We start from the raw sequence: 21,955 nt of genomic DNA, 5'->3' as shown, positions 1-21,955 counted from the left end.
ATGAATGCCCCCCGGCGCGATTGCGCGAACCTTCCCGACTGGCATCGGGAAACCACGGTGCTGCACGGCGATGCCGCATTCGCCACGGATGCCGCGGTCGTCGCCCCCATCCACTACAGCGCCACGTTTCGCGCCGATACCGCGGAACAGTTCGCGGAGATCTCCACCACGCCCCGGCCGGCCAATTTCTACACCCGCCATGGCAATCCCGTGCACAAGCGCGTCGAGGCCATCCTCGCCGAGCTCGAAGGCACCGAGACCGCGCTGCTGACCGGCTCGGGCATGGGCGCGATCTGCACCACCGTCCTGGCCCTGCTCAAGGCGGGCGACCACGTCGTGGCCCAGCAGCGCCACTACATGAGCACGTCGAAACTGTTTTCCGACGTCCTGACCCGCTATGGCGTCGAGGTCAGTTTTTTTGATCAGACCGACCTGGACGGGCTGCGCGCCGCACTGCGCCCGGACACACGGCTGATCATGCTGGAAACCCCCGTCAATCCGTCCCTGTCGATCACCGACCTGGCGGCGGTCGCCGCGCTGGCGCGCGAACGCGGCATTCTGACCATCGCCGACAACACCTTCGCCTCGCCGCTGAACCAGCGCCCGCACGACCTGGGGATCGACATCGTGGTGCACAGCGCGACGAAGTACCTGGGCGGCCACCACGACCTGATGGCGGGGGCGATCTGCTGCAGCGAGGCCCTGGCCGAGCAGATCTGGCACATGCATGTCACGCTGGGCGCGGTGCTCTCGCCCATGGACGCCTGGCTGCTGCTGCGCGGCTTGCGCACACTGCCGCTGCGCATGGAGCGCATCAACGCCAACGCGCTGGCCCTGGCGCAATGGCTCGAGTCGAGGCCGGAGATTGAAAAGGTCTATTATCCGGGCCTGGCCAGCCATCCGCAGCATGCGCTGGCCGCGCGCCAGATGACAGGCTACGGCGCGGTGGTGGCGTATTCGCTGCGTGGGGGGTTCGATGCCACCCAGCGCTTCGTCTCGGCCCTGCGTCTGGCGACGCAGGCCGTCAGCCTGGGCGGGGTCGAGACCCTGGCCGTGCACACCGCCTCGATGTGGGCCAGCTCGATGACCGAGGCCGACATGCGGGCCGCCGGCATCGAACCCAATTTCGTGCGCATGTCGGTGGGCGTGGAACACGTCGACGACCTGAAGGCGGATCTGGCGCAGGCGCTGCAGCAGGCCGCGCGGGTCTCCTGACCCGACAGGCGGCCGAGCCGGATCGCCCCCGATGCCCAGCGCACGCATCCTGATCGTCGAGGACGACCCCACGATCGCCGCGAATCTCTACGGCTACCTCGAACGCCAGGGCTACACGCCGGATGCGGCCTATGACGGCCAGGGGGCGCTGGCCATGCTGAGCGCAGCGGGCTTCGAGGCAATGGTGCTGGACCTGGGCCTGCCGGGAATGAGCGGCATGGACCTGCTGCGCGCCATGCAGCGCGACGAACGCTTGCGCTGCCCGACGCTGGTTCTGACCGCAAGGGATCGCATGGAGGACAAGCTGCTCGCCTTCGAGCACGGCGCCGAGGACTATCTGATCAAGCCCTTCGCATTGGCCGAAGTCGTCGCGCGCCTGCGGGTGCTGCTGCGCCGCGGACGCGGGCACGAACCCGAGGTCGCGGTATTCGGAGACCTCGGCTACGACCCCCGCACGCACGCGGCCACCGTCGGGGACAAGGCCCTGCCGCTGCCGCGCAAATCGGTGCTGTTGCTGGAGCTGCTGCTGGGCACGCCGGGCCGCCCGGTGTCCCAGGCGCGGCTGAAGGACACGCTGTGGCCGGACGGGCCGCCGTCCGAGCGCGCCCTGCACGATCAAGTGCATCTGCTGCGCCGGCGCCTGCGCGAGGCCGGCGGGCCGGATATCGTCGTCGTCCCGGGGCAGGGATGGCGACTGGCCAGCAGCCGCCAACCGGACTGAGCGCCGTGCGGCCGATGTCCCTCGCCAATCGTGTGACCTGGGCCTTGACCGGCTCGGTCGCGCTATTCCTGCTCGTCATCTGCCTGCTCGCCTATGAGGCGTTCGCCCAGATGGAGGACGACCTGGTCGACGAGGTGCTGGCCGGCCAGGTCCAGGCGCTGCGCGACGACCTGCGGGCCCAGCGAAATCCATCCACCGTCCTGTCGGCCCGGGCCAGCGATGGCGGCAGGATCCAGGCCTGGGTCCTGCCGGCCGACGCGCGCCCGCCCGAGGACGATCTGTTCGACCAGGCCGCGGGCGCCCGCGAGCTGCATCGTGACGGCCGCACCTGGCATACCTGGGTCGAGGCGGTTCCCCAGGGCCGGCTCTACGTCCTTTACGACGCCACGGCCCATGAAGACCGCGTGCGGGCGTTTGGCGGGGTGCTGGCGGCGGGGGCCGTGGCGGCCCTGATATGCGCGTGGCTGCTGGCGCGTCGTCTGGCGCGCCGCGTCGTGGCCCCCATCGGCATCGTCTCCGAGCGTCTGTCCGCCTGGAGCCGCGGCGGCGCGCCCGCGCCCGCGCCACGCGGAGACGAAGCCGCTCAACTGATCGAGGCCTTCAACTGCCTTCAGGATCACGTCGACCGCTCGATGGCGTTCGAGCGTCAATTCGCCGCCAATCTGAGCCACGAGCTGCGTACACCCCTGGCGGCGCTGCGCACGGACGTCGAAATGGCCCTGCTGGAAACAGCGTCCGACTCACCGCTGTGCGAGCGGCTGCAACGCATGCTGACCCAGATCGATGCGGCGGCCGCCAGCCTGTCGGAGGCCGTCGCGATGAACAGCATCGATCCTGCCCGCATCCAGTCCGTGGATCTGGCCGGCGCTCTGGACGAGGCCTGGTTCGCCATGCAGCCCACGGCCCAGGCCCGGGGACTCACACTGCTGAATCGGGTCCCGCCCGGCAGCGTCTGCCGGCTCGATCCCTACGCGCTGCTCATCGTGCTGCGCAATCTGCTGCGCAACGCGATCGAGCACGCCGCCCCCGCCACCCTGACCGTCGGCCTCGCACAACCGGCGACGCTGCGATTCCACGATGACGGCCCCGGCATCCCCGCCGAGCGGCTCGCCAGGCTTCGAGAGTGGCGCGATGGCCGGACCGACCTGAAGTCCAGCAGCCCGACCGAGACCGGCGGCCTGGGGCTGGCGATCGCGCAACGCGTCTGTGAGCTGCAGGGCTGGGAGCTAGCCATCACCTCATCGCATGCCGACACGCCAAGCTGGACAGAGGTCCGCCTGATTTTGCCTCCCGATGCGCCTCGTCGCCCAGAGGTATTTTCAGCATCCCGTCAGCAGAATTCGTAAGTTTTTCGGGACGATGGCGCTAAGGTGGCTCCGTCACTCAACGGAGGCCTCCATGTCGAATCCTGTTTTTTTCTCCAAGCCCTCGGAAATACGAGGAGCGGGCCCCGGCCTCGATGTCGTCTGGGCGCGCCTGGCACAGGCCCAGGTCCTGCGTCGCCACGCGCTCACCCTCTTGGGCGTCGCGGCCGTCCTCGCATCGCCATGGATCGCGTCGGCCTGGCCGCAGGCCGGCTGGGTCAACCAGGGCCTCGAATGGCTGGGATTGGGCTTGATGCTCCTCGCCCTGCTCGGCCGCTGCGCCTGCATGCTGTACCTGGGCGGACGCAAAGGGGCGGAATTGATCGCCGACGGCCCCTATTCGGTCAGCCGCAACCCGCTGTACGTCTTTTCCGTCCTGGCGGTGCTGGGCATCGGCCTGCAGACGGGCAGCCTGGTGGTGGGGCTGGCGCTGGCCCTGGCGGCGTTCGCGGTGTTCCGCTGGATCGTGGCCGAGGAGGAGCACCTGCTGCACACGGCCTTTGGTGCCGGCTACGATGCCTATTGCGCGCGCGTCCCGCGCTTTGGGCCGCGCCCGAGCCTCTGGCGCACGCCGCAACGGGTCACCGTGGATTTGCCGGGGGTCTGGAAAACCGTGCGTGACGCCCTGCCCTACTTTCTGTCCATCCCGCTGTTCGAAGCCATCGAGGCGGCCCAGGATACGGGCTGGGTGCATGTCCGGCTGTGGCTGTTCTGAACTGGCCCGCCCTGCAGGATTCGAACGTATGGCCTGCCGCCAATATGTCGCGCTGCAACAGGATCAACAACGCTCGAGAACCACAGCAATGCCTTGACCCACACCGATGCACATCGTGCACAAGGCATAGCGGCCACCAGTCCGATGCAGTTGATTGACCGCCGTCATGGCCAGCCGTGCGCCGCTGGCCCCCAGGGGGTGGCCCAAAGCGATGGCGCCGCCATTGGGATTCACGCGGGCATCGTCGTCCGCCAAACCCAGATCACGCAACACTGCCAGACCCTGTGCGGCAAAGGCCTCATTCAATTCGATCACGTCCATCTGATCCAGCGTCAGACCAGTCTGAGCCAGCACCTTGCGTGTGGCCGGAGCAGGACCCATGCCCATGATGCGGGGTGGCACCCCTGCGGTTGCCATCCCGACCACCCGTGCACGCGGCGTCAGTCCCTGCCGATTGGCCTCGGCCTCACTTGCCACCAACAAGGCGCAAGCACCGTCATTGACACCAGAGGCATTGCCCGCCGTCACCGTACCGCCGGCACGGACCACAGGTTTCAGTCTTGCCAAAGCCTCGAGACTGGTTTCACGAGGATGCTCATCCCGGCTGAAAACCATCGGATCCCCTTTCTTCTGAGGGATGGCAACCGATGTGATCTCGGCAGAAAAAAAGCCCGCCTTCTGCGCAGCGGCAGCCTTCAACTGACTGGCATAGGCCATGCGATCCTGGTCTTCACGGCTGATCTTGTAGTCAGCCGCGACATACTCGGCAGTTTCCGGCATGGTGTCCACGCCATGCTGCTGCTTCAGCAGTGTGTTGACGAAACGCCACCCAATGGTGGTGTCATAGATCTGAGCATCGCGCGAGAAAGCATTCTCAGCCTTGCCCATCACGAAGGGCGCACGACTCATGCTTTCCACACCGCCCGCCAGCATCAGGGATGCTTCGCCGGATTTGATCGCCCTGGCGGCGATACCCAGTGCGTCCAACCCTGAACCACACAGCCGATTGATGGTGGCACCCGGCAGGTCGACCGGCAAGCCGGCCAGCAGCGTGGCCATGCGCGCCACATTACGATTGTCCTCACCTGCTTGATTGGCGCATCCTAGGATGACATCGGTGACGGCATGCCAGTCGACCTGGGGCTGGCGCGCCATCAACGCCCTGAGCGCAATGGCGGCCAGATCATCCGCACGCACCGATGACAAGGCGCCGCCATAGCGTCCAAAAGGGGTGCGGATCGCATCACAAATAAAGGCTTGCTGAATCATGCTGAGGACTCTTGTTTTTATTTAAGCGTGGTGCAAGGGCACGTCGCAGAGATGCTGTAATTCATCAAAGGACAGCCCATCCACCAAATCGTACGCATGAACACCATCCCCCCGAATATCAAATACCGCCACATCGGTATAGATGCGGCTTACACAACGAATACCCGTCAAAGGGTAGGAACAGGATCTGACCAATTTGCTGTCGCCTTTTTTGGTCAGCAGTTCCATCATGACAAATACGTCTTTCGCGCCACTCGCCAAGTCCATTGCCCCGCCAACAGCCGGGATGGCATCCTGTGCGCCGGTGTGCCAGTTGGCCAAGTCACCCTGGACTGAGACCTGAAAGGCCCCCAACACGCAGATATCGAGATGTCCGCCACGCATCATGGCGAACGAATCAGCATGGTGAAAGAAGGCCGCTCCCGGCAAAGCAGTCACAGGCTGCTTGCCAGCGTTGATGAGTTCCCAATCCTCCTCACCCTTGGCAGGCGCCGGCCCCATCCCCAGCAAACCGTTTTCGGTGTGCAACAGCACCTCTCGCTCTACTGGCAAATGATTGGCGACCAAGGTAGGCAAGCCGATTCCAAGATTCACATAGGCGCCTTCGGGAATGTCCCGCGCAACACGCTTGGCGATTTGATCACGATTCAATTTATTCATGTCCGACTCGTCACGTCGCGCTTTTGCACGGTTTTCGCACGAACTGCAACCCCAAGCGCCACCATCCGCTGCACGAAAATGCCAGGCGTCACCACGCATTCGGGATTCAGCTCGCCCAATTCCACAGCCTGATTGACCTGTGCCACCGTCACCTTGGCGGCCGTTGCCATGATGGGGCCGAAATTGCGGGCGGTTTTGCGGTAGACGAGATTGCCCCAGCGATCCCCGCTCTCGGCTTTGATCAAGGCGTAGTCGGCATGCAGCGGATACTCCAGCACGTACTGGCGGCCATTGATTTCGCGGGTTTCCTTGCCTTCGGCCAGCAGGGTGCCATAGCCGGTCGGGGTGAAGAAGGCGCCGATTCCTGCGCCGGCCGCGCGAATGCGTTCTGCCAGATTGCCCTGAGGAACCAGCTCGAGTTCAACTTTGCCGCTACGGTACAGGCCATCGAAGACCTGTGAATCAAGCTGTCGGGGAAACGAGCAGATGACCTTGCGTACCCGATGGGCCTTCAACAGCGCAGCCAGGCCAACCTCACCATTACCCGCGTTGTTGTTGACGATGACCAAGTCTTTGGCACCCTGTTCGAGCAGCGCATCAATCAGGTCCACCGGCTGCCCGGCCGTGCCGAAGCCACCGATCATGACAGTCGCGCCATCCTGCACATCCGCAACGGCCGCGGCGGCGCTAGATACGAATTTGGAGATCATGGGTATTTTTGGAAATCCAACCGTGTTATCCGGATAATGATCTTAGTATTTGTTCTATATACGAACATTTGTTCGTATAATGAATATGATTTCATAGGACCGGCCCTGTGTCAACATAACGACCGCCACCCCTCTCCTAATCACTGCGCGCATGCACAGGAGCAGTCATGATCGAAGACAGTCCTGATCAGAACGATGCCTCATCCGGCAAGACCCCCTCGCCCGGCGATAGTTACGTGCAATCATTCGCGCGGGGCCTGTCGGTCATTCGCGCCTTCGGTCCGCATCGGCCCAGCATGACGCTGTCCGAAGTTGCTGCGGCGACAAACCTGACACGCGCGGGGGCACGCCGCATTCTGCTCACACTGGAATACCTGGGCTATGTCACCACCGACGAGCGCCGCTTCAGCTTGACGCCACGCATTCTCGAACTGGGATACGCCTATCTTTCCGCCACGCCGCTATGGGGCCTGGCGCAGCCCTATATGGAAACAGTCGCCGCCAACACACACGAGTCGTGCTCCGTATCGGTGCTCGATGGCATCGATATTGTTTACATCCTGCGCGTGGCCACCCACAGGATCATGGCCATCAACCTGGCCGTTGGAAGCCGGCTGCCAGCCTGGGTCACCTCCATGGGCCGCGTGCTGCTGGCGGGCCTGCCCGAAGACGAACAGGATCGCGTGCTGGCCGCCAGCGACATCCGCGCCTACACCCCTGACACAGTCACCGATCCGGTCCAACTGAAACGCATGCTGGCCAAGATCCGCAATGACGGCTATGCGTGTGTGGCACAAGAGCTGGAGCCGGGGCTGCAATCCGTAGCAGTCCCTCTGATCGATCGCGGCGGCCGGGTGATCGCTGCGATGAACGTCAGCGGCCATGCCAGCCGCTATTCGCGCGAAGCCATGCTCGACACCTTTCTGCCACCGCTACGCGAAGCAGCGCGGGAAATCAACCAAGCCTTGCGACAGCGTTGAGGCGCATCCACGCCTTTCACTGATTGCTGATGGACGGGAAGGCGCCCACCCCCCAGACCCTACATGCGCACGGTTTGCCAGGAGGCTGATACGCCTCCTGGCTTTTTCACGTACAGACTCGCTCAAGGCCTTATCCGGGTAAATACTAGGCCAAAATCGTATTACATAGAAATACATTGTTCTTTAAAAATTGACTAGAGAATTTCTATGTGTCATCTTTAACCCAAAATCAAAGGAGGACACTTATGAAAGACACGCGCCCTCGCGTCACGTACTCGAATATCACCGCCGATTTCTCGAGCGTTCATGAATTGCTGGGTCAGCGGATCGACGCTGTGACGCAAGCGCTGGGGAAATTCCATCCGAACGTCATTGGAGGACAACCTAGCGGCGACGGACAACGCTATGAGGCACACAGTCCCATCGATCATCGGATGCTGCTGGGCTCATTCATCAGCACTGACAAAACGGGCGTCCATGCTGCCGTTCAGGCCGCCCGCAGCGCGTCTGAAGCCTGGGCCAAGAAACCCTGGCAACAGCGGATCGCCACACTGCGCAACGTCGCCAAAGCGATAGAGCGCGAGAAATATGACCTCGCGGCAGTCTGCCTGCTGGAAGTTGGAAAGTCGCGCATGGAGGCCATGGGAGAAGTCGAGGAAGCCATCGACCTGATCGGCTATTACTGCGATGAAATGGAAGCCAACAACGGCTATGTGCGACCGCTGCGACGCGCCCTCGAGCAAGAGTCCACCCTGGATATCCTGCGTCCGGTTGGCGTCTTTGGCGTAATCGTGCCATTCAATTTCCCGGTGGCTCTGGCCATTGGCATGCTGACCGGTGCGTTGCTCGGCGGAAACACCGTGGTGTTCAAGCCCAGCCCGCTGGCAGGTCTGACAGGAAGTCACATCGCCCGCCTATTCCAGCAGGGCGGCATCCCGGATGGCGCCCTGAATCTGGTGTGCGGCGATGCCGGCACAGGACAGGCCATGCTGGATCACGCCGGCATCGATGGATTTGCCTTTATCGGCTCGCATGCTGTCGGGATGCATATCCTGCGCAGCGTTGCTGCTGGCCGCTACAACCGACCAGTCATCATAGAGATGGGCGGCAAGAATCCCTCTTACGTCACCCGCCATGCGGATTTGGACACAGCAGCTGAAGGCGTGATGCGGTCCGCCTTCGGCTTGCAAGGTCAAAAGTGTTCCTCGGGGTCCAAGGTCTATGTGCAAGACAGCGTTTTCGATGCATTCATGCAATTGCTGTTGGACAAGTCAAAGGCGCTGCATATCGGCAACCCGGCGGATCAACAGGTATTCATGGGGCCGGTCATCAATGAAAAGGCGGGCGAGCGCTTCGTTCGCGCATGCGAGGATGCACGTCGGGAGGGCAATATCGTGCTCGGCGGCGCACGCCTGAGCGGTGGGCTGTTTGACCATGGCGTCTATGTGCAACCCACGATCGTAACCGGACTGCCCGCAGCACACCGGCTGCACAAGGAAGAACTATTCCTGCCGTTCTTGTGCGCCCAACCCTTCGATACGCTGGCTGCAGCCATCCGCGACGGTAATGACATCGACTATGGACTGACGGCAGGAGTCTACACCACGGACGCCAGCGAGTTGGACTACTTCCTGGCACACGCCGAAGCCGGTGCCCTATATGCCAACCGCGCCAGCGGTGCAACGACAGGGGCATGGCCCGGCGTGCAGACATTCTGCGGCTGGAAAGGCTCCGGCACGACGAGTAAAGGAGGACTTGGTCCCTACTATGTCCCGCAGTTCATGCGGGAACAAAGCCATACCTTGATGAACGCCTGATCACCTGGCAAGACACCCCATAACGGACACGACATGACGACCGCGCCCATCCTGACACGCCTTGACAGCAACGTCTGCGTGATCACCTTGAACAAACCTGAAAAGCTGAACGCATGGGACCGTCCGATGCGTACCCAATTACTGACTGCGCTGCAACAGTGCGAAGCGGACCCCGACATCAAGGCCATTGTGCTGACAGGCGCGGGCGACCGTGCGTTCTGCGCCGGCCAGGACTTGAGTGAAACCAAGACGTTCGACGGCAACGATGGTGCCGCCTGGATCGCTGAATGGGACCAACTCTACTCATGCATCCGCTCACTGACAAAGCCCTTTATCGCCGCGCTCAACGGCGTGGCGGCCGGGTCCGCCTTCCAGCTTTCCCTGCTGACGGACATTCGTGTCGGCCATCCCGGCGTACGCATGGGTCAACCCGAAATCAATTCCGGCATCGCCAGCACGCTCGGCCCCTGGATCATGCGGGAAATGCTCGGCTTGAGCAGGACGATCGAACTGACCCTGACGGGACGGATGATGAACGCCGATGAATGCCAGCGCATCGGCCTGATCCATCATCTGGTCGCCGCGGAGGACGTCCTGCCAACCGCCGTCGCAACGGCCAGACAACTGGCCGGCAAGCCGCCTATCGCCATGCGGTTGAACAAGCAAAGGTTCCAGGAAATCACGGAACCGGGCTTTCGAGATGCCCTGAGAGCGGGGATTGCCATGCAACAGGAATCCTACGCTTCAGGTGAACCCTCCCGCATGATGGAAGAATTCTTCCGCGTCCGTCGTGCTCGCAAATCCGGGAACTAATGCGGAAGTACCCACACCCATAACGATCATTTAAAAGGGGACATCAATGTCTTTCTCTCAATCTCGACGCAACATCCTGCGGGCTGGTGCGGGTGTTGCCCTGGCCAGCACACTGCCCCTGTCCATGACGGCGCGTGCGCAGTCGGTCAAGCAGATCACCGTGGCCGATCCCGGCGGCGCCTATCAGGCAGCTTTCCGCAAAGCCTTCTATGACCCATTCGAACAAGCAACCGGCATCCGGGTGGTCAGCGCTGCGCGCCAGGCTGAACCCACCGCCCAGATCAAATCGATGATCGCCACCGGCTCGTATACATGGGACGCATCAATCCTGACTCAGTCGGCCCGGGACATCCTGCTCGCGCAGGATTTGCTGGAACCGCTCAATCTCCCGGCCGGCACGACACAGGACTATCTGCCTGACGCACATACACCCGTATGGATGGGTACAGATGTTTATGCAACGATCTTCGCCTATCGCACCGACACCTATAAGAACGCAGCGCCGCAAAGCTGGAAAGATTTCTGGGATGTAGAAAAATTCCCCGGTCGACGCGGCATGAGCAAGAGTCCCATCGACTCGCTGGAACAGGCCTTGCTGGCAGACGGGGTGCCGCCCGAACAACTCTATCCTCTCGATATGGATCGCGCCTTCAAAAGCCTGGATCGCATCAAGCCCCACGTGGCCGTCTGGTGGGCCGGCGGCGCCCAGTCCGCCCAAATCATTGAAAGCGGCGAAGTCGACATGGTGGCCATCTGGAATGGCCGTGCTCAGGCCGTCATCGACGCGGGAGCACCGGTCGCGCTGGTCTGGAACCAAGGCCTCTACGCTATCGAAGGATGGGGCATTCTCAAGGGCGGCCCCCGCGTGGACGCAGTGCGTCAATTCATTGCCTTCTGCGCAGACCCGAAACGTCAGGCGGCGTACACGGAAAACCTGTCCTACGGCCCCCCAAACAAGGCGGCCTACCAGTACATCCCGAAGGAACGAGCGGCGATCCTGCCGTCAAGCGAACAGAATATCGCAGGGATGATTCCGGCAAACGCAGACTGGTGGGCGGCGAACCGGGCCAAGGCGGTAGAGCGGTTCAACACCTGGCTGATCGGCTAAACCTCGAGCCAAAGGGCCGCCGCGCGCCCGCAGCCTGGGTCAGCGGCGGCGCGTACCCGGGCTTGGCATGCCGTGGCCCGATTGCGAAATCGCCCGGGCCGCCGCAATGACCTGCGGAGCGAATCGCTCCTCGGCCTCCTGGGGCGTATAGCGAGAGCGGGAAACGGACAGCGTCAGCGCGGCGGCCGGATTTCGCCTGGTATCGAATATGGGCGCTGAAATAGACAGATCATCATGGTAATACTCTTCAAAGGCGGTCGCGTAGCCACGTGCCATCGACTCGTCGAGCTTTTTCTCGAGGTCTGGCAGGCGCCACGTCGTATGGGGCGTAATGGGCCGGCAATCACAGCGGCTCAGCACGTCCAACGCGTCGGCGCGCGTCATCTGCGCAAGCATGGCAATGCCGGGCGCGGTGCAATACACCGGCATGCGAGTGCCGATCGTGACGTCCGTATTGAACAAATGCCGGCTCATGAACCGCGAGACAAACACGATTTCAGTGTCGTCCCGCACGGTGATGTTGATGGTTTCCTCGGTTTCCCGGCTCAGGTGTATCAGATAGGGCATGGCGCGTGTCAGCAAGTCGTGCGTACGCAGATAGCCGTAGCTGAAATTCAAGGCCTTGACAGTGAGACTCATCCGTCGCGTTTCGGGATCCTTGCTGAGGTAGCCCAGCCGTTCCAACGTGTACGTAAACCGTTGCGTAGTGCTTTTGTCCAGCCCCAGCATGGTACCCAGGTCTCGCAAACTCATGGGTGTAGGCGAGGAACCGAACGCTTCGAGCACATTGAGCGCCTTTTCCACCGAACGCACCATGAGCGTGTCTGCCGACGTTCGTTTTTTCGGGGTTTCGGTCGGTTCCGTTTCAACCTGCGTCTTCAATTCATCCCTCCGAGAGATCGCGTGCGAACCGCAGCAGAAAGACTCTCACAGGCTCGCCCATCGTATCGAAATAACTAATTATATATTTTATAACAATGACTAGTATTTCTATAAAATATTCTAGAGGATTCCCCATGTCATATCAATCGAACTCGAAAGGGGAACTCCCACACCTCAAGACAAGTACTGCAGCACCTCTGCAGTCTCGGCGGAGCGTGAGTACAAGCGATCGCGTTGCGCCCGACATGGGGGGGGCCATACCTGGACAGGACGGTCGCAGGCTCAAGTTGTCGGTACGAGGCCTATCAAAACGATACGGCGATGCGCTGGCCCTGGAGGCTACGAATTTGACCGTCGAGGAGGGGGAATTCCTGACTTTGCTCGGGCCCTCCGGCTCTGGCAAGACCACCCTGCTGCAAATGATTTGTGGCCTGGTGACACCGACCAGCGGCCAAATCATCATTGATGACATAGACCATACCAAAACGCCTGTGCACAAACGTGACATCGGCCTGGTCTTTCAACACTACGCCCTCTTCCCCCACCTGACCGTTGAAGAAAACGTTGCATTTCCATTGCAAATGCGTGGCATATCACCCCGGGAACTGCGCCAGAAGGTGCAGGCCGCGCTCGACATGGTCCAGCTCGGCCATTTGGCGCGCAGGCTTCCCAAGGAACTGTCGGGCGGACAGCAACAGCGGGTAGCGCTCGCCCGATGCTTCATCTACGAGCCCTCCATCATCCTCATGGATGAGCCTCTGGGCGCGCTCGACAAGAAGCTGCGTGAACACCTGCAGATGGAAATCCGCCAGCTGCACCAACAAACCCGGGCGACCATCATTTACGTCACGCACGACCAGGAGGAAGCCCTGGCACTGTCAGACCGCATCTGCCTCATGAACCAAGCCCGCATCGAGCAGATCGGCACGCCCCGTGACATTTACGCGCGACCAGTCTCGGCGTTTGCCGCCGATTTCATTGGCACATCCAATATTTTCTTCGGCCAGGTCAATAGCGACCAACATTCTGTGCGCTGCAACACGCTGGATGCTCCAATCCTGATGCCGGACCACACTTTTTCCAACGGTGACGACGTGGCCGTGGTCGTGCGCCCCGAGCAGATGCAGTTGAACGGAGATGGCGCGAACCGGCTCGATGGCACTGTCATGGATTGCGTCTATGCGGGTTCTGAGTCCCGCATCATCGTCAAGGTGGGCCGGGACACACAAATCACCGTGCGCACAGGCCTCGACACGCCATCAAAAGGTTCGCGGGTCACCGTGTCCTGGGACGCCGCGCAATCCGTTGTGGTGTGCCCATGAATGCGCCCATGAGCATCGCACCGCCGGCCCGAAAATCGCGTCGGTTCACCATCACGCGCAATCACTGGCTGCTGATTCCAGCCATGGCTCTGCTGGCGGTTTTCTTCATTGTGCCCGTTGGCCGGCTACTGGCACTGAGTTTCCAGGATGATGCCAGCGGGTTACTGACCCTGCACCATTTCACCCGCATGCTGACGCAGGATGTCTACACCCGGGTTCTGCTGACGACATTGCGCATCTCGATCCTGACAGCCTTGCTGTCCATTCTGTTCGGCTATCCGCTGGCCTATTGGTTGGCCAAGATGCCCGCGCGGCGGCGCGCCATATACCTGCTGCTGGTCATGCTGCCATTCTGGACCAGCTACCTCGTCAAGACATTCGCCTGGGTCATCGTGCTGGGCCGCAATGGGGTGATCAATCAGCTGTTGATGGGTATTGGCATCCCCCGTCTTTCGATGCTGCAAAGCGAATTCGCCGTCTTGCTGGGCATGGTTCAGGGCCTGTTGCCCATTGCGGTGCTGAGCATGCTCCCGGTCATGCTGGCCATCGACCGGCGACTGGTGCAGGCCGCCGAGACAATGGGGGCCCATCCCGCACGCGCCTTCTGGCTGGTGTATTTCAAATTGTCCGTGCCAGGCATCGCCGCAGGCGGCCTGATGACTTTTCTAACCGCATTGGGATTCTTCATCGTGCCAGCCCTCATGGGCAGCCCCCAGGAAACCTTGCTGGCGCAGTTGATCATCGTCCAAGTTCAGCAGGTCCTGGACTGGGGCTTTGCAGGAGCATTGTCCGTATTCCTGCTGATTGCGACGGTCGTGACCTGCCTGGCGTATGACCGGGTGTTCGGCCTGTCGTCGTTATCGGGAGAGGAACGGCAAATCACCCAGCACGGTTATCTGAGCCGCTGCGGGACCATCCTACTTTCCTGGACCGCACGCATTGCGCAGCACATCGATGAAGCGGCGCACCGCATCCTGCCCTCCGCCATTACATCCAGGCTGTTGGGTTGTCACAGCCTATTCGTGCTGTTTGTGCTGGCCGCACCGACACTGGTCGTGATCCCCATTGCATTCACGAGCTCGAGGTCACTGGATTTCCCGCCAAAGGGCTACAGCCTGCAGTGGATGGAGCAATACTTCACCACGGGGGTTTGGTGGGAGGCCACGATACGGTCCTTTGGCGTCGCATTTGCGACGGCACTGGCGGCCACCATCATCGGCGGTATGGCTGCACTCGCACTGACACGCGGCAAGACCCGATTCAGCGGCATCCTGTTCAATGCGTTTCTTGCACCGATGATCGTGCCGCGCATTGTTCTGGCAACGGGCCTGATGTATCTCTTTGGGCAAATTGGCTTGATCGGCACAAACCTTGGGCTGGTTATTGGCCATACCGTCATTGCGCTGCCCTTTGCAATCATCACATTGCTTGCCATGTTGAAGGGGTATGACGTCCGCCTGGATCACGCCGCTGCCACGCTGGGGGCCTCACCCCTCAGAACCTTGCGCAGGATCACGATTCCCTTGCTCAAAGAGGGGCTGATCGCTGCCTTCCTGTTTGCCTTCATCACCTCATTTGATGAGCTGACGATCGCCCTGTTCGTCACAGGTGGAACGACCGCGACGCTGCCCAAGCTGATGTGGGACGAGATGTTCCTCCAGCTCAGCCCCATGATCGCGTCCGCTTCCGTGGTCGTGCTGTTGGTTGCTGTTGTGCTGCTCACCCTGTCGGAAAAGCTCAGAGCAGACCGTTAATCATCAAAATCGAAATCACATCATGCAGCCGAATTACCAAGGATTTGTCACACTATTTCTCGAATGCGCGCGTCATCGCCCCTCGGCTGTGTTCGCGACCTACGGAACCCAGACCGTCACGCTCTCTGACATGGAACGCCGCTCCCGTGCATTTGCGGTGAATACCCGCAAGCTCGGGTTGAGACCAGGAGACCGGGTAGCCATCATGCTGCCGAACTCACCCGCCGTCATGGCTTGCCTGTACGGCATGGCACGCAGCGGGCTGGTATGGATCCCGGTCAACCCGGAACAACGGGGCACCAACCTGGCTTATCTGCTGGAGCACAGCGCGCCGTCGATGATCATCGCTTCGCGCCACGACATCGACGAATTGAAACAACTTGGACATTTGACCCAGGGAATCCACCTGATCTCTGTCGATGACAACGAGCAGGAGCTCGAGGCGCTGCTGGACGGCGATGCATCATACGACGAATCGGTACCGACCCCGGATTCCATCTTTTCAATCATGTACACCTCCGGCACGACCGGTCGCCCCAAAGGCGTACTGATCACCCACCAGATGATGCGCTATGCCGCGGAAGCGGCCATCATGCTAGCCGATGCGCGGGATGACGATGTATTGTTCATGTGGGAGCCGCTCTACCACATTGGCGGGGCACAGGTCCTGCTAATGCCGCTCCTGCGCAAACTGCATCTGGTGCTCGTGCGGCGGTTCAGCGCCTCGCGCTTCTGGGATCAGGTGCGCGAATGCGGTGCGACACATATCCACTATCTGGGTGGGGTACTGCAGATTCTGATGACGCAGCCGCCCAACGCGATGGATCGCATGCACAAGGTCCGCGTGGCCTGGGGTGCGGGCTGTCAGCCCGATACCTGGAATCTGTTTCGCGACCGCTTTGGAGTCGAGTTGCGCGAAGCCTACGGCATGACTGAAACCGCCAGCATCACCACGATCAATGGCAATGGTCAGGCAGGGTCCATGGGTTATCCCGTCCCATGGTTCGACATCGACATCAGGGATCCTCAGGGAAATTCCGTGCCCCGAGGCACGCGTGGCGAGATCGTCGTACTGCCCAAGCGCGATGACTGCATATTCCCCGGCTACTATCGCAACCCCGAGGCCAGTGCCCGCATCGTGCGCAATGGAATCGTCCACACTCAGGACATCGGCTCGATCAATGACAAAGGGGCATTGATATTCCACGGCCGCATGACCGACAGCATCCGCTGCAAAGGCGAAAACGTGTCTGCCTGGGAGGTGGAACACGTCCTGAGAATGCATGAGGCCGTTGAGGACTGCGCGGTCATCGGCGTCAAGGCCGACATCGGCGAGCAGGATATCAAACTATTCGTTCAGTTGAAGCTGGATCATTGTGCCCAGCCGGCCGAACTATCCGCCTGGTTGTCCTTGCGGTTGGCCCCCTTCCAAAATCCACGATATATCACCTTCGTGGACTCATTCACCCGCACGCCGAGCCAACGCATCATGAAGCATATGCTGTCCACCGATATCGAATACTGCTGGGATCGCATGGCGCGGCACCCCATCGAGGAAAGCAAATCATGAGTCGCGTCCTGACTGACGATTTTTCCACCGAGCCATTCTGGGTGACAGGCCTGCCATCGTTCCAGGCGTCCCACACCTGGAACGATACGCGCGCCGACACGCTGATTGTCGGCGCAGGCTATGCCGGGCTGTCTGCCGCGCTGACACTGGCCAGAGCAGGCCAGCGCGTGCTGGTCTGCGACGCCGGCCGCGTCGGATCGGGTGCTTCATCCAGTTCAGCGGGCTCTCTGGGCAATGTGCCAAAAGCCAAGTTTGATGACCTGTTGCAGCACTATGGTGAGAATGTGGCGCGCCGTGTCTACCAGGAAGCACGACTCGCCCGCGAATACGTTGAACAACTCATTCAACAGCAGGGGATCGCTTGTGACTTGCGATGCGAAGGCCGTTTCATCGCGGCACATAGTGCAAAGGCTTTCACACGCTTGCGCAATACGCTGCCCGCTTTGCGCGCAGCGTGGGGCGACGTGAGGCTGGTGGACCGGTCCGAGCAACAGTCGCAGATTGGATCGAACGCATTTTTTGGCGGCGTTAGGTTGGCGGACTCATCCACATTGCAACCCGCCGGCCTGCATATGGGCCTGGCCCAGGCGGCGGATGCCGCGGGCGCCGTGATTCTTCAAGAAACTCGCGTGACCGCCATTGAGCCCGCCCCACAGGGTTACACCGTCACCGCCGGCGGGCACACGTTCGAGGCAAAGGAAGTGATACTGGCCACCAATGCGGAGACTGGCGGCGATACCCCCCACACCCGTAGGCTGCGCAAGGGGCTGACCATCGTTCCGGCCTTTGCATTGACCACCGAGCCACTGTCCGACGCTCTGCTGGCAAACGTGTTGCCTCAAGGCGGCTCGTTCAGCAACACCTGCAAGATCATCCATTACATGGCTATCGCAGGGGGCTCCCGGCGACTTGTGATGAGCGGTCGGGCAGGCCGCAGCGACGGCGGGCTGGAACACAAGGCCGAATACATCTTCGACTACTTCCGCCAGCGATTTCCCGCCCTGTCGGACGCCCGTGTATCGCATTGCTGGTCCGGGCGTTTCGCCATCACGGGCGACTGGTTGCCGCATATCGGCCAGCAGAACGGCGTGCATTACGTACTTGGATGCTGTGGCGCGGGAATTCCCATGTCCACATACCTGGGCCACAAGGTGGCGCTCCGCATACTGGGAAACCCGGAAGGCGTAACGGTATTCAACCGTCCCCTGAAATCCATTCCCTACTGGCCCGCCAATAATTTATTCCTCCCCATGGCGGTCCGTGCCTTCGATTGGCGCGACCGCTGGTTTCATTAATCGGAGCTTCTCTGCCATGCAATGCATTTCGAATGATCAGATCACCAGCCTCAACCTCGATATTCCACAGATCGCCGAGGCGCTGGATGTCGCGTTCAGAGCCAGTGCCGAAGGCGCCATTCAATGGAAGCCAAAGTCCATGGTTGGACAGCAGGACGGATCCTTTCTCATGTCCACCTTCGCCTCCTGGCCAGATGCCGGATATGGAATCTTCCACATGCTGGGTGGTGCCTCGGCCGATCATGCCAGTGCGGGCAACCCTGCTTACCACAGCATGCAACTGCTGACGGACGCCAGGTCCGGAACTCCTTTGGCCCTTTTTACCGCAGCTTTCACTTCGATGATTCTGCCGGCGGGCATTACACGCCTGATGACGCCACGGCTGGCCTGCTCCCGCACTCGCGTCGCGGCAATTATTGGTGCCGGCACGCAAGCCAGGGTCAACCTCGAAGCCCTGGATGGCATCTTGCCCATCGAGGAGGTCCGTATTGCCAGCCGGTCGCGGGCATCGGCAGAAAAATTTGCTGATCATGTGCGCGAACGTGGGCAACGGGCGCTTGTGATGGAACCCGGAGTCGAGATGTTCCAGGGTACGGACATCATCATTACGACCGTGCCCGCCAGCCCCGGCTTGAAACCGATGCTGGACCCTGCCTGGGTCGGCCCTGGAACATTCGTGAATGCCGTGGATCTTGGCCGCAGCTGGATGCAAGGCTTTGACAAGTTCAACCGCTGCGTGGTGGATGACAAGCGACAGGCGGAACAACAGTATCGGGAAGCACGCCTGCCTCATGCCGGACCGTTCGACAGCGAACTCGCAGAGATCCTGGTAGGAACCAAACCGGGACGGCGTACCGATGACGAACGCATCGTGCTGATACATCCCGGCAACGTCGTGGGCATTCTGGCGATTACCGCCCTGCTCCATCGGCGCCTGAAATCCGAGTGAACGCCATTGCCGACCTTCCTCTGAAAGCCAAAAGGACACATAAACATGCAGTATCCCGATGAGCACTCGCGATCCCGGGCATTGTTCGAGCGCGCGCAGCAATATCTGCCCGGCGGCAACACCCGTACAACGGTCTATATGAAACCCTATCCCATTTATGCCGCCCGAGGCGAAGGCTGCCGGGTTTGGGATGTCGATGGCGTAGCGCGCATCGATTGCATCAACAATTTCACCTCGCAGATCCACGGCTATGCACATCCAGCCATTCTTTCCGCCATCCTGGAGCAGGCGGCAGCCGGAACGGCCTTCGGGTTGCCGACCTCCTCGGAAATCGACTTGGCGCAATTGATTTGCGAACGCATCGACTCAATCGAGACGCTGCGGTTCATGAATTCGGGCACCGAAGCGGTGATGATGGCCCTGAAAGCTGCGCGGGCATATACCGGCCGGCCCAAGATTGCCAAAGTGGAGGGCGCCTACCACGGATCCTATGATTATTCGGAGGTCAGTCTGGATCCAACACCCGCCAATTGGGGGGATCGGCAACCCGCGTCTGTTGCCTATGCTGCAGGGACTCCCCACGGTGTGACAAACGATGTGATCGTGTTGCCGTTCAATGATCCGGAAGCGGCACGCACCATGATCGAGGCTCATGGCCCGGAACTGGCCGGCGTCCTGGTCGACCCCATGCCGAACCGCGCAGGCTTGGTGCCCGCAACGAACGAATACATGACTGCATTGAGGAGCGCCTGCAACAAGACAGGGGCACTGCTCATCATGGATGAAATCATCGTCTTTCGGCTGGGCATGCACGGCGCGCAACCCGACTGGGGAGTTCGTGCGGACCTGACGACTCTGGGCAAAATCATCGGCGGCGGTTTTCCAGTGGGCGCCGTCGGTGGCCGGCGGGATGTCATGGAGGTGTTCAATCCGACGAGAGGCAAGCCGGCGCTCCCGCATGGCGGTACGTTTTCTGCAAATCCCATGACGATGCGCGCTGGGCTGGCGGCCATGGAACTGCTCAACTCGCCGACCTTCGAGCGACTGGACCACATGGGCGACATCGTGCGCCAGGGAATCCGGGCCGCCCTCAAACGTCACGATGTCGCGGGCACGGTAGTGGGCCGCGGTTCATTGCTGAAAGTGCACTTCACCCCTAGGGCGGTGCAGGACTATCGCAGTGCATTTCCGACAGCGGATGAAGCACGTCGGCTGGCGCTGTTCAACAGGGGGTTGCTGAATCGCGGCATTCTGGCGGCTGGTTACGGACTGATGGCACTTTCGACCCCCATGACCGATGCAGACATCGCGGAGATCGTGCATGCAGCCGATCAATCTATCGCCGATGTGGCGGCAGCGATGGATTGAAGGATCAAGGAATCCGCCCAAGATGACGGATGACCAAGGCCCATGGCCCGCCCTGCAGGATTCGAACCTGCGGCCTACGGCTTAGAAGGCCGTTGCTCTATCCAACTGAGCTAAGGGCGGCGCTTGCCGGCGTGCTGTCACACCGGGAAACGGGCATTTTAGCGCGCAAGTGCTAAAGTTCCGTGCAGTATCCCCTCACGGCCCAGCATGCCGCCCCTGTCTATGCTCCACGCCCTGCTTCACACCCTGCTCCGGCGTCTGCCGCCCCTCTGGCTGGCCGCTGCTCTGATCCCCTCGGCGCATGCCGGCATCGTATACCGCCTGACGCAGCCCAGCGTCCAGGCCGGACAAGCGATCGAGCTGCAAGGCGTGATCTTCAACGATACGGGCAGCGCCCTGACGGTCACGCCGCCGGCCACTCTCGAGGCCGGCTTGCAAGACTCCACGGGCCGCGCCCACAGCCTGCGCTTCAAGCTGTCCAGCCCGCCCGACACGATTATTCTGCCGGCCAACACGTTCGCACAGATCGCCTGGCGCGCAACGGCACCCGAGGCCACCCATGGCCTGCAGCGCCTGCGCATCGAAGGCCAGCCGGACTCGGCGCTGGCCCTGGACGTCGTCGACGACGGGGGCGGCCAGGGCCGGCCTCCACTGCTGGCGAGCACGATCGCCCCGGCGACACCCGGCATCGATGCCGCGGCTCCGGCGGAGCCATCGCCGTTCGACAAGTTCCGCAATGCGATCTCGCCCTACGAGCCAATCTATTTCATCATGGGCAACCGCGACGGCGCGGATGCGCGATTCCAGCTCAGCTTCAAGTACCGCCTGCTCAGCCCCGAGGATCCGGCGCGTGCGGGCTTCATGGATCACTGGTACTTCGGCTATACACAGACCGCGCTCTGGGACCTGCACTCGGACTCCATTCCCTTTGTCGACACCACCTACAACCCCAGCCTGTTCTGGAATCGGGATATCCTCTGGAAATCCCGGTCGCTCGACTGGTCGATCGGCCTGAACGCCGGGCTCGAGCACCGGTCAAATGGCAAGAACGACGATGACTCGCGCTCGCTCAACGACCTGTACGTGCAACCCGCGCTCAACTACCGGTTTGGGGGCGGCAGCACGCTGAGCTTCATGCCCCGATTCAAGTACTATGTCGCGACCGACCGGGACATGCGCTACCCCGACTACCTGAGCCGCATCGACTGGAAACTGCGCTGGGCGCAGGATGACGGCCTGGCGCTCTCGGGCCTCTACCGCCAAGGCTCCGAAGGCCGCAATGCCGTGCAGCTCGAGGCTGCCTGGCCGCTGCGACGCACCTTTCTGCACATGAACGGCTATCTGTACGCGCAATACTTCCGTGGATACGGCGAAACCTTGCTCGGCTACCGGGAAAAGGCCGATCCGGTGGTCCGTTTCGGCATCGCCCTGGTACCCTGAGCC

At 61.4% G+C, this 21,955-nt stretch carries 19 protein-coding genes and 1 tRNA gene; 15 read left to right on the top strand and 5 right to left on the bottom strand.

Annotation, left to right across the window (positions count from 1 at the left end):
- From ABS761_RS00640 to ABS761_RS00625, 4 genes are read left to right on the top strand one after another with little or no spacing between them, the layout of a single operon-like run.
- Positions 1–1,215 (top strand): trans-sulfuration enzyme family protein, encoded by a 1,215-nt coding sequence (locus tag ABS761_RS00640; RefSeq protein WP_269496071.1) that lies wholly within the window; start codon positions 1–3, stop codon positions 1,213–1,215.
- Positions 1,216–1,246: 31 nt separating this feature from the next.
- Entirely contained in the window at positions 1,247–1,936 is a 690-nt protein-coding gene (locus ABS761_RS00635) for a response regulator transcription factor (protein ID WP_269496070.1), read from the top strand.
- Positions 1,903–3,282, top strand: a complete 1,380-nt coding sequence (locus tag ABS761_RS00630) for a sensor histidine kinase (protein WP_350405969.1) — start codon at positions 1,903–1,905, stop codon at positions 3,280–3,282. Before ABS761_RS00635 ends, ABS761_RS00630 begins: the two co-directional genes overlap by 34 nt.
- Before the next feature lie 52 nt (positions 3,283–3,334).
- Positions 3,335–4,015, top strand: coding sequence for a methyltransferase family protein (locus tag ABS761_RS00625; RefSeq protein WP_350405967.1), 681 nt, complete (start codon positions 3,335–3,337; stop codon positions 4,013–4,015).
- A gap of 63 nt (positions 4,016–4,078) precedes the next feature.
- Here the strand turns inward: ABS761_RS00625 and pcaF are convergent, their stop codons facing one another.
- From pcaF to ABS761_RS00610, 3 genes are read right to left on the bottom strand one after another with little or no spacing between them, the layout of a single operon-like run.
- Entirely contained in the window at positions 4,079–5,284 is a 1,206-nt protein-coding gene (gene pcaF / locus ABS761_RS00620; protein ID WP_350405966.1) for a 3-oxoadipyl-CoA thiolase, read from the bottom strand.
- Between the two features lie 21 nt (positions 5,285–5,305).
- Positions 5,306–5,944: a 3-oxoacid CoA-transferase subunit B gene (locus ABS761_RS00615; RefSeq protein ID WP_350405965.1), complete on the bottom strand. Its 639-nt coding sequence runs from the start codon at positions 5,942–5,944 to the stop codon at positions 5,306–5,308.
- Positions 5,941–6,654 carry a 3-oxoacid CoA-transferase subunit A gene (locus tag ABS761_RS00610; protein ID WP_350405964.1) on the bottom strand — a complete coding sequence of 238 codons (714 nt, stop codon included), beginning with the start codon at positions 6,652–6,654 and terminating at the stop codon, positions 5,941–5,943. Before ABS761_RS00610 ends, ABS761_RS00615 begins: the two co-directional genes overlap by 4 nt.
- Positions 6,655–6,821: 167 nt before the next feature.
- Here ABS761_RS00610 and ABS761_RS00605 point away from each other — a divergent pair, with 167 nt between their 5' ends.
- The 4 genes from ABS761_RS00605 to ABS761_RS00590 all read left to right on the top strand — a co-directional run bounded on the left by ABS761_RS00605 (position 6,822) and on the right by ABS761_RS00590 (position 11,372).
- Entirely contained in the window at positions 6,822–7,634 is an 813-nt protein-coding gene (locus ABS761_RS00605; RefSeq protein WP_350405963.1) for an IclR family transcriptional regulator, read from the top strand.
- Between the two features lie 245 nt (positions 7,635–7,879).
- Positions 7,880–9,451 (top strand): aldehyde dehydrogenase family protein, encoded by a 1,572-nt coding sequence (locus tag ABS761_RS00600; protein ID WP_350405961.1) that lies wholly within the window; start codon positions 7,880–7,882, stop codon positions 9,449–9,451.
- 33 nt (positions 9,452–9,484) lie between these two features.
- Entirely contained in the window at positions 9,485–10,264 is a 780-nt protein-coding gene (locus ABS761_RS00595; RefSeq protein ID WP_350405960.1) for an enoyl-CoA hydratase/isomerase family protein, read from the top strand.
- Between the two features lie 46 nt (positions 10,265–10,310).
- Positions 10,311–11,372 (top strand): ABC transporter substrate-binding protein, encoded by a 1,062-nt coding sequence (locus ABS761_RS00590; protein ID WP_350405959.1) that lies wholly within the window; start codon positions 10,311–10,313, stop codon positions 11,370–11,372.
- Positions 11,373–11,411: 39 nt separating this feature from the next.
- On the opposite strand, the gene ABS761_RS00585 is transcribed toward ABS761_RS00590, so the two are convergent.
- Positions 11,412–12,254 carry an IclR family transcriptional regulator gene (locus tag ABS761_RS00585; RefSeq protein ID WP_350405958.1) on the bottom strand — a complete coding sequence of 281 codons (843 nt, stop codon included), beginning with the start codon at positions 12,252–12,254 and terminating at the stop codon, positions 11,412–11,414.
- A gap of 245 nt (positions 12,255–12,499) precedes the next feature.
- Between ABS761_RS00585 and ABS761_RS00580 the strand changes: the two genes are divergently transcribed.
- From ABS761_RS00580 to ABS761_RS00555, 6 genes are read left to right on the top strand one after another with little or no spacing between them, the layout of a single operon-like run.
- Positions 12,500–13,576 (top strand): ABC transporter ATP-binding protein, encoded by a 1,077-nt coding sequence (locus ABS761_RS00580; protein WP_502881367.1) that lies wholly within the window; start codon positions 12,500–12,502, stop codon positions 13,574–13,576.
- 8 nt (positions 13,577–13,584) lie between these two features.
- On the top strand, positions 13,585–15,330 hold the full coding sequence (locus ABS761_RS00575; RefSeq protein WP_350405956.1) for an ABC transporter permease subunit: 1,746 nt from the start codon (positions 13,585–13,587) through the stop codon (positions 15,328–15,330).
- Positions 15,281–16,900 carry an AMP-binding protein gene (locus ABS761_RS00570; RefSeq protein ID WP_350405954.1) on the top strand — a complete coding sequence of 540 codons (1,620 nt, stop codon included), beginning with the start codon at positions 15,281–15,283 and terminating at the stop codon, positions 16,898–16,900. Before ABS761_RS00575 ends, ABS761_RS00570 begins: the two co-directional genes overlap by 50 nt.
- Positions 16,897–18,195 carry an NAD(P)/FAD-dependent oxidoreductase gene (locus tag ABS761_RS00565; RefSeq protein WP_350405953.1) on the top strand — a complete coding sequence of 433 codons (1,299 nt, stop codon included), beginning with the start codon at positions 16,897–16,899 and terminating at the stop codon, positions 18,193–18,195. Before ABS761_RS00570 ends, ABS761_RS00565 begins: the two co-directional genes overlap by 4 nt.
- Positions 18,196–18,211: 16 nt before the next feature.
- Complete coding sequence (locus ABS761_RS00560) at positions 18,212–19,144, top strand: hypothetical protein (protein WP_350405951.1); 933 nt, start codon at positions 18,212–18,214, stop codon at positions 19,142–19,144.
- Between the two features lie 45 nt (positions 19,145–19,189).
- Positions 19,190–20,512: an aspartate aminotransferase family protein gene (locus tag ABS761_RS00555; RefSeq protein WP_350405950.1), complete on the top strand. Its 1,323-nt coding sequence runs from the start codon at positions 19,190–19,192 to the stop codon at positions 20,510–20,512.
- 43 nt (positions 20,513–20,555) lie between these two features.
- Here ABS761_RS00555 and ABS761_RS00550 read toward each other — a convergent pair.
- Positions 20,556–20,632 (bottom strand) — tRNA-Arg (locus tag ABS761_RS00550).
- Positions 20,633–20,719: 87 nt separating this feature from the next.
- Between ABS761_RS00550 and ABS761_RS00545 the strand changes: the two genes are divergently transcribed.
- Positions 20,720–21,952 carry a phospholipase A gene (locus tag ABS761_RS00545; protein WP_350405949.1) on the top strand — a complete coding sequence of 411 codons (1,233 nt, stop codon included), beginning with the start codon at positions 20,720–20,722 and terminating at the stop codon, positions 21,950–21,952.
- The last annotated feature ends 3 nt before the right edge of the window (positions 21,953–21,955 follow it).

The organism is Castellaniella sp. GW247-6E4 (assembly GCF_040276065.1).
GTDB lineage: Bacteria > Pseudomonadota > Gammaproteobacteria > Burkholderiales > Burkholderiaceae_B > Castellaniella.
This window is presented reverse-complemented; position numbering and strand designations above follow the sequence as displayed.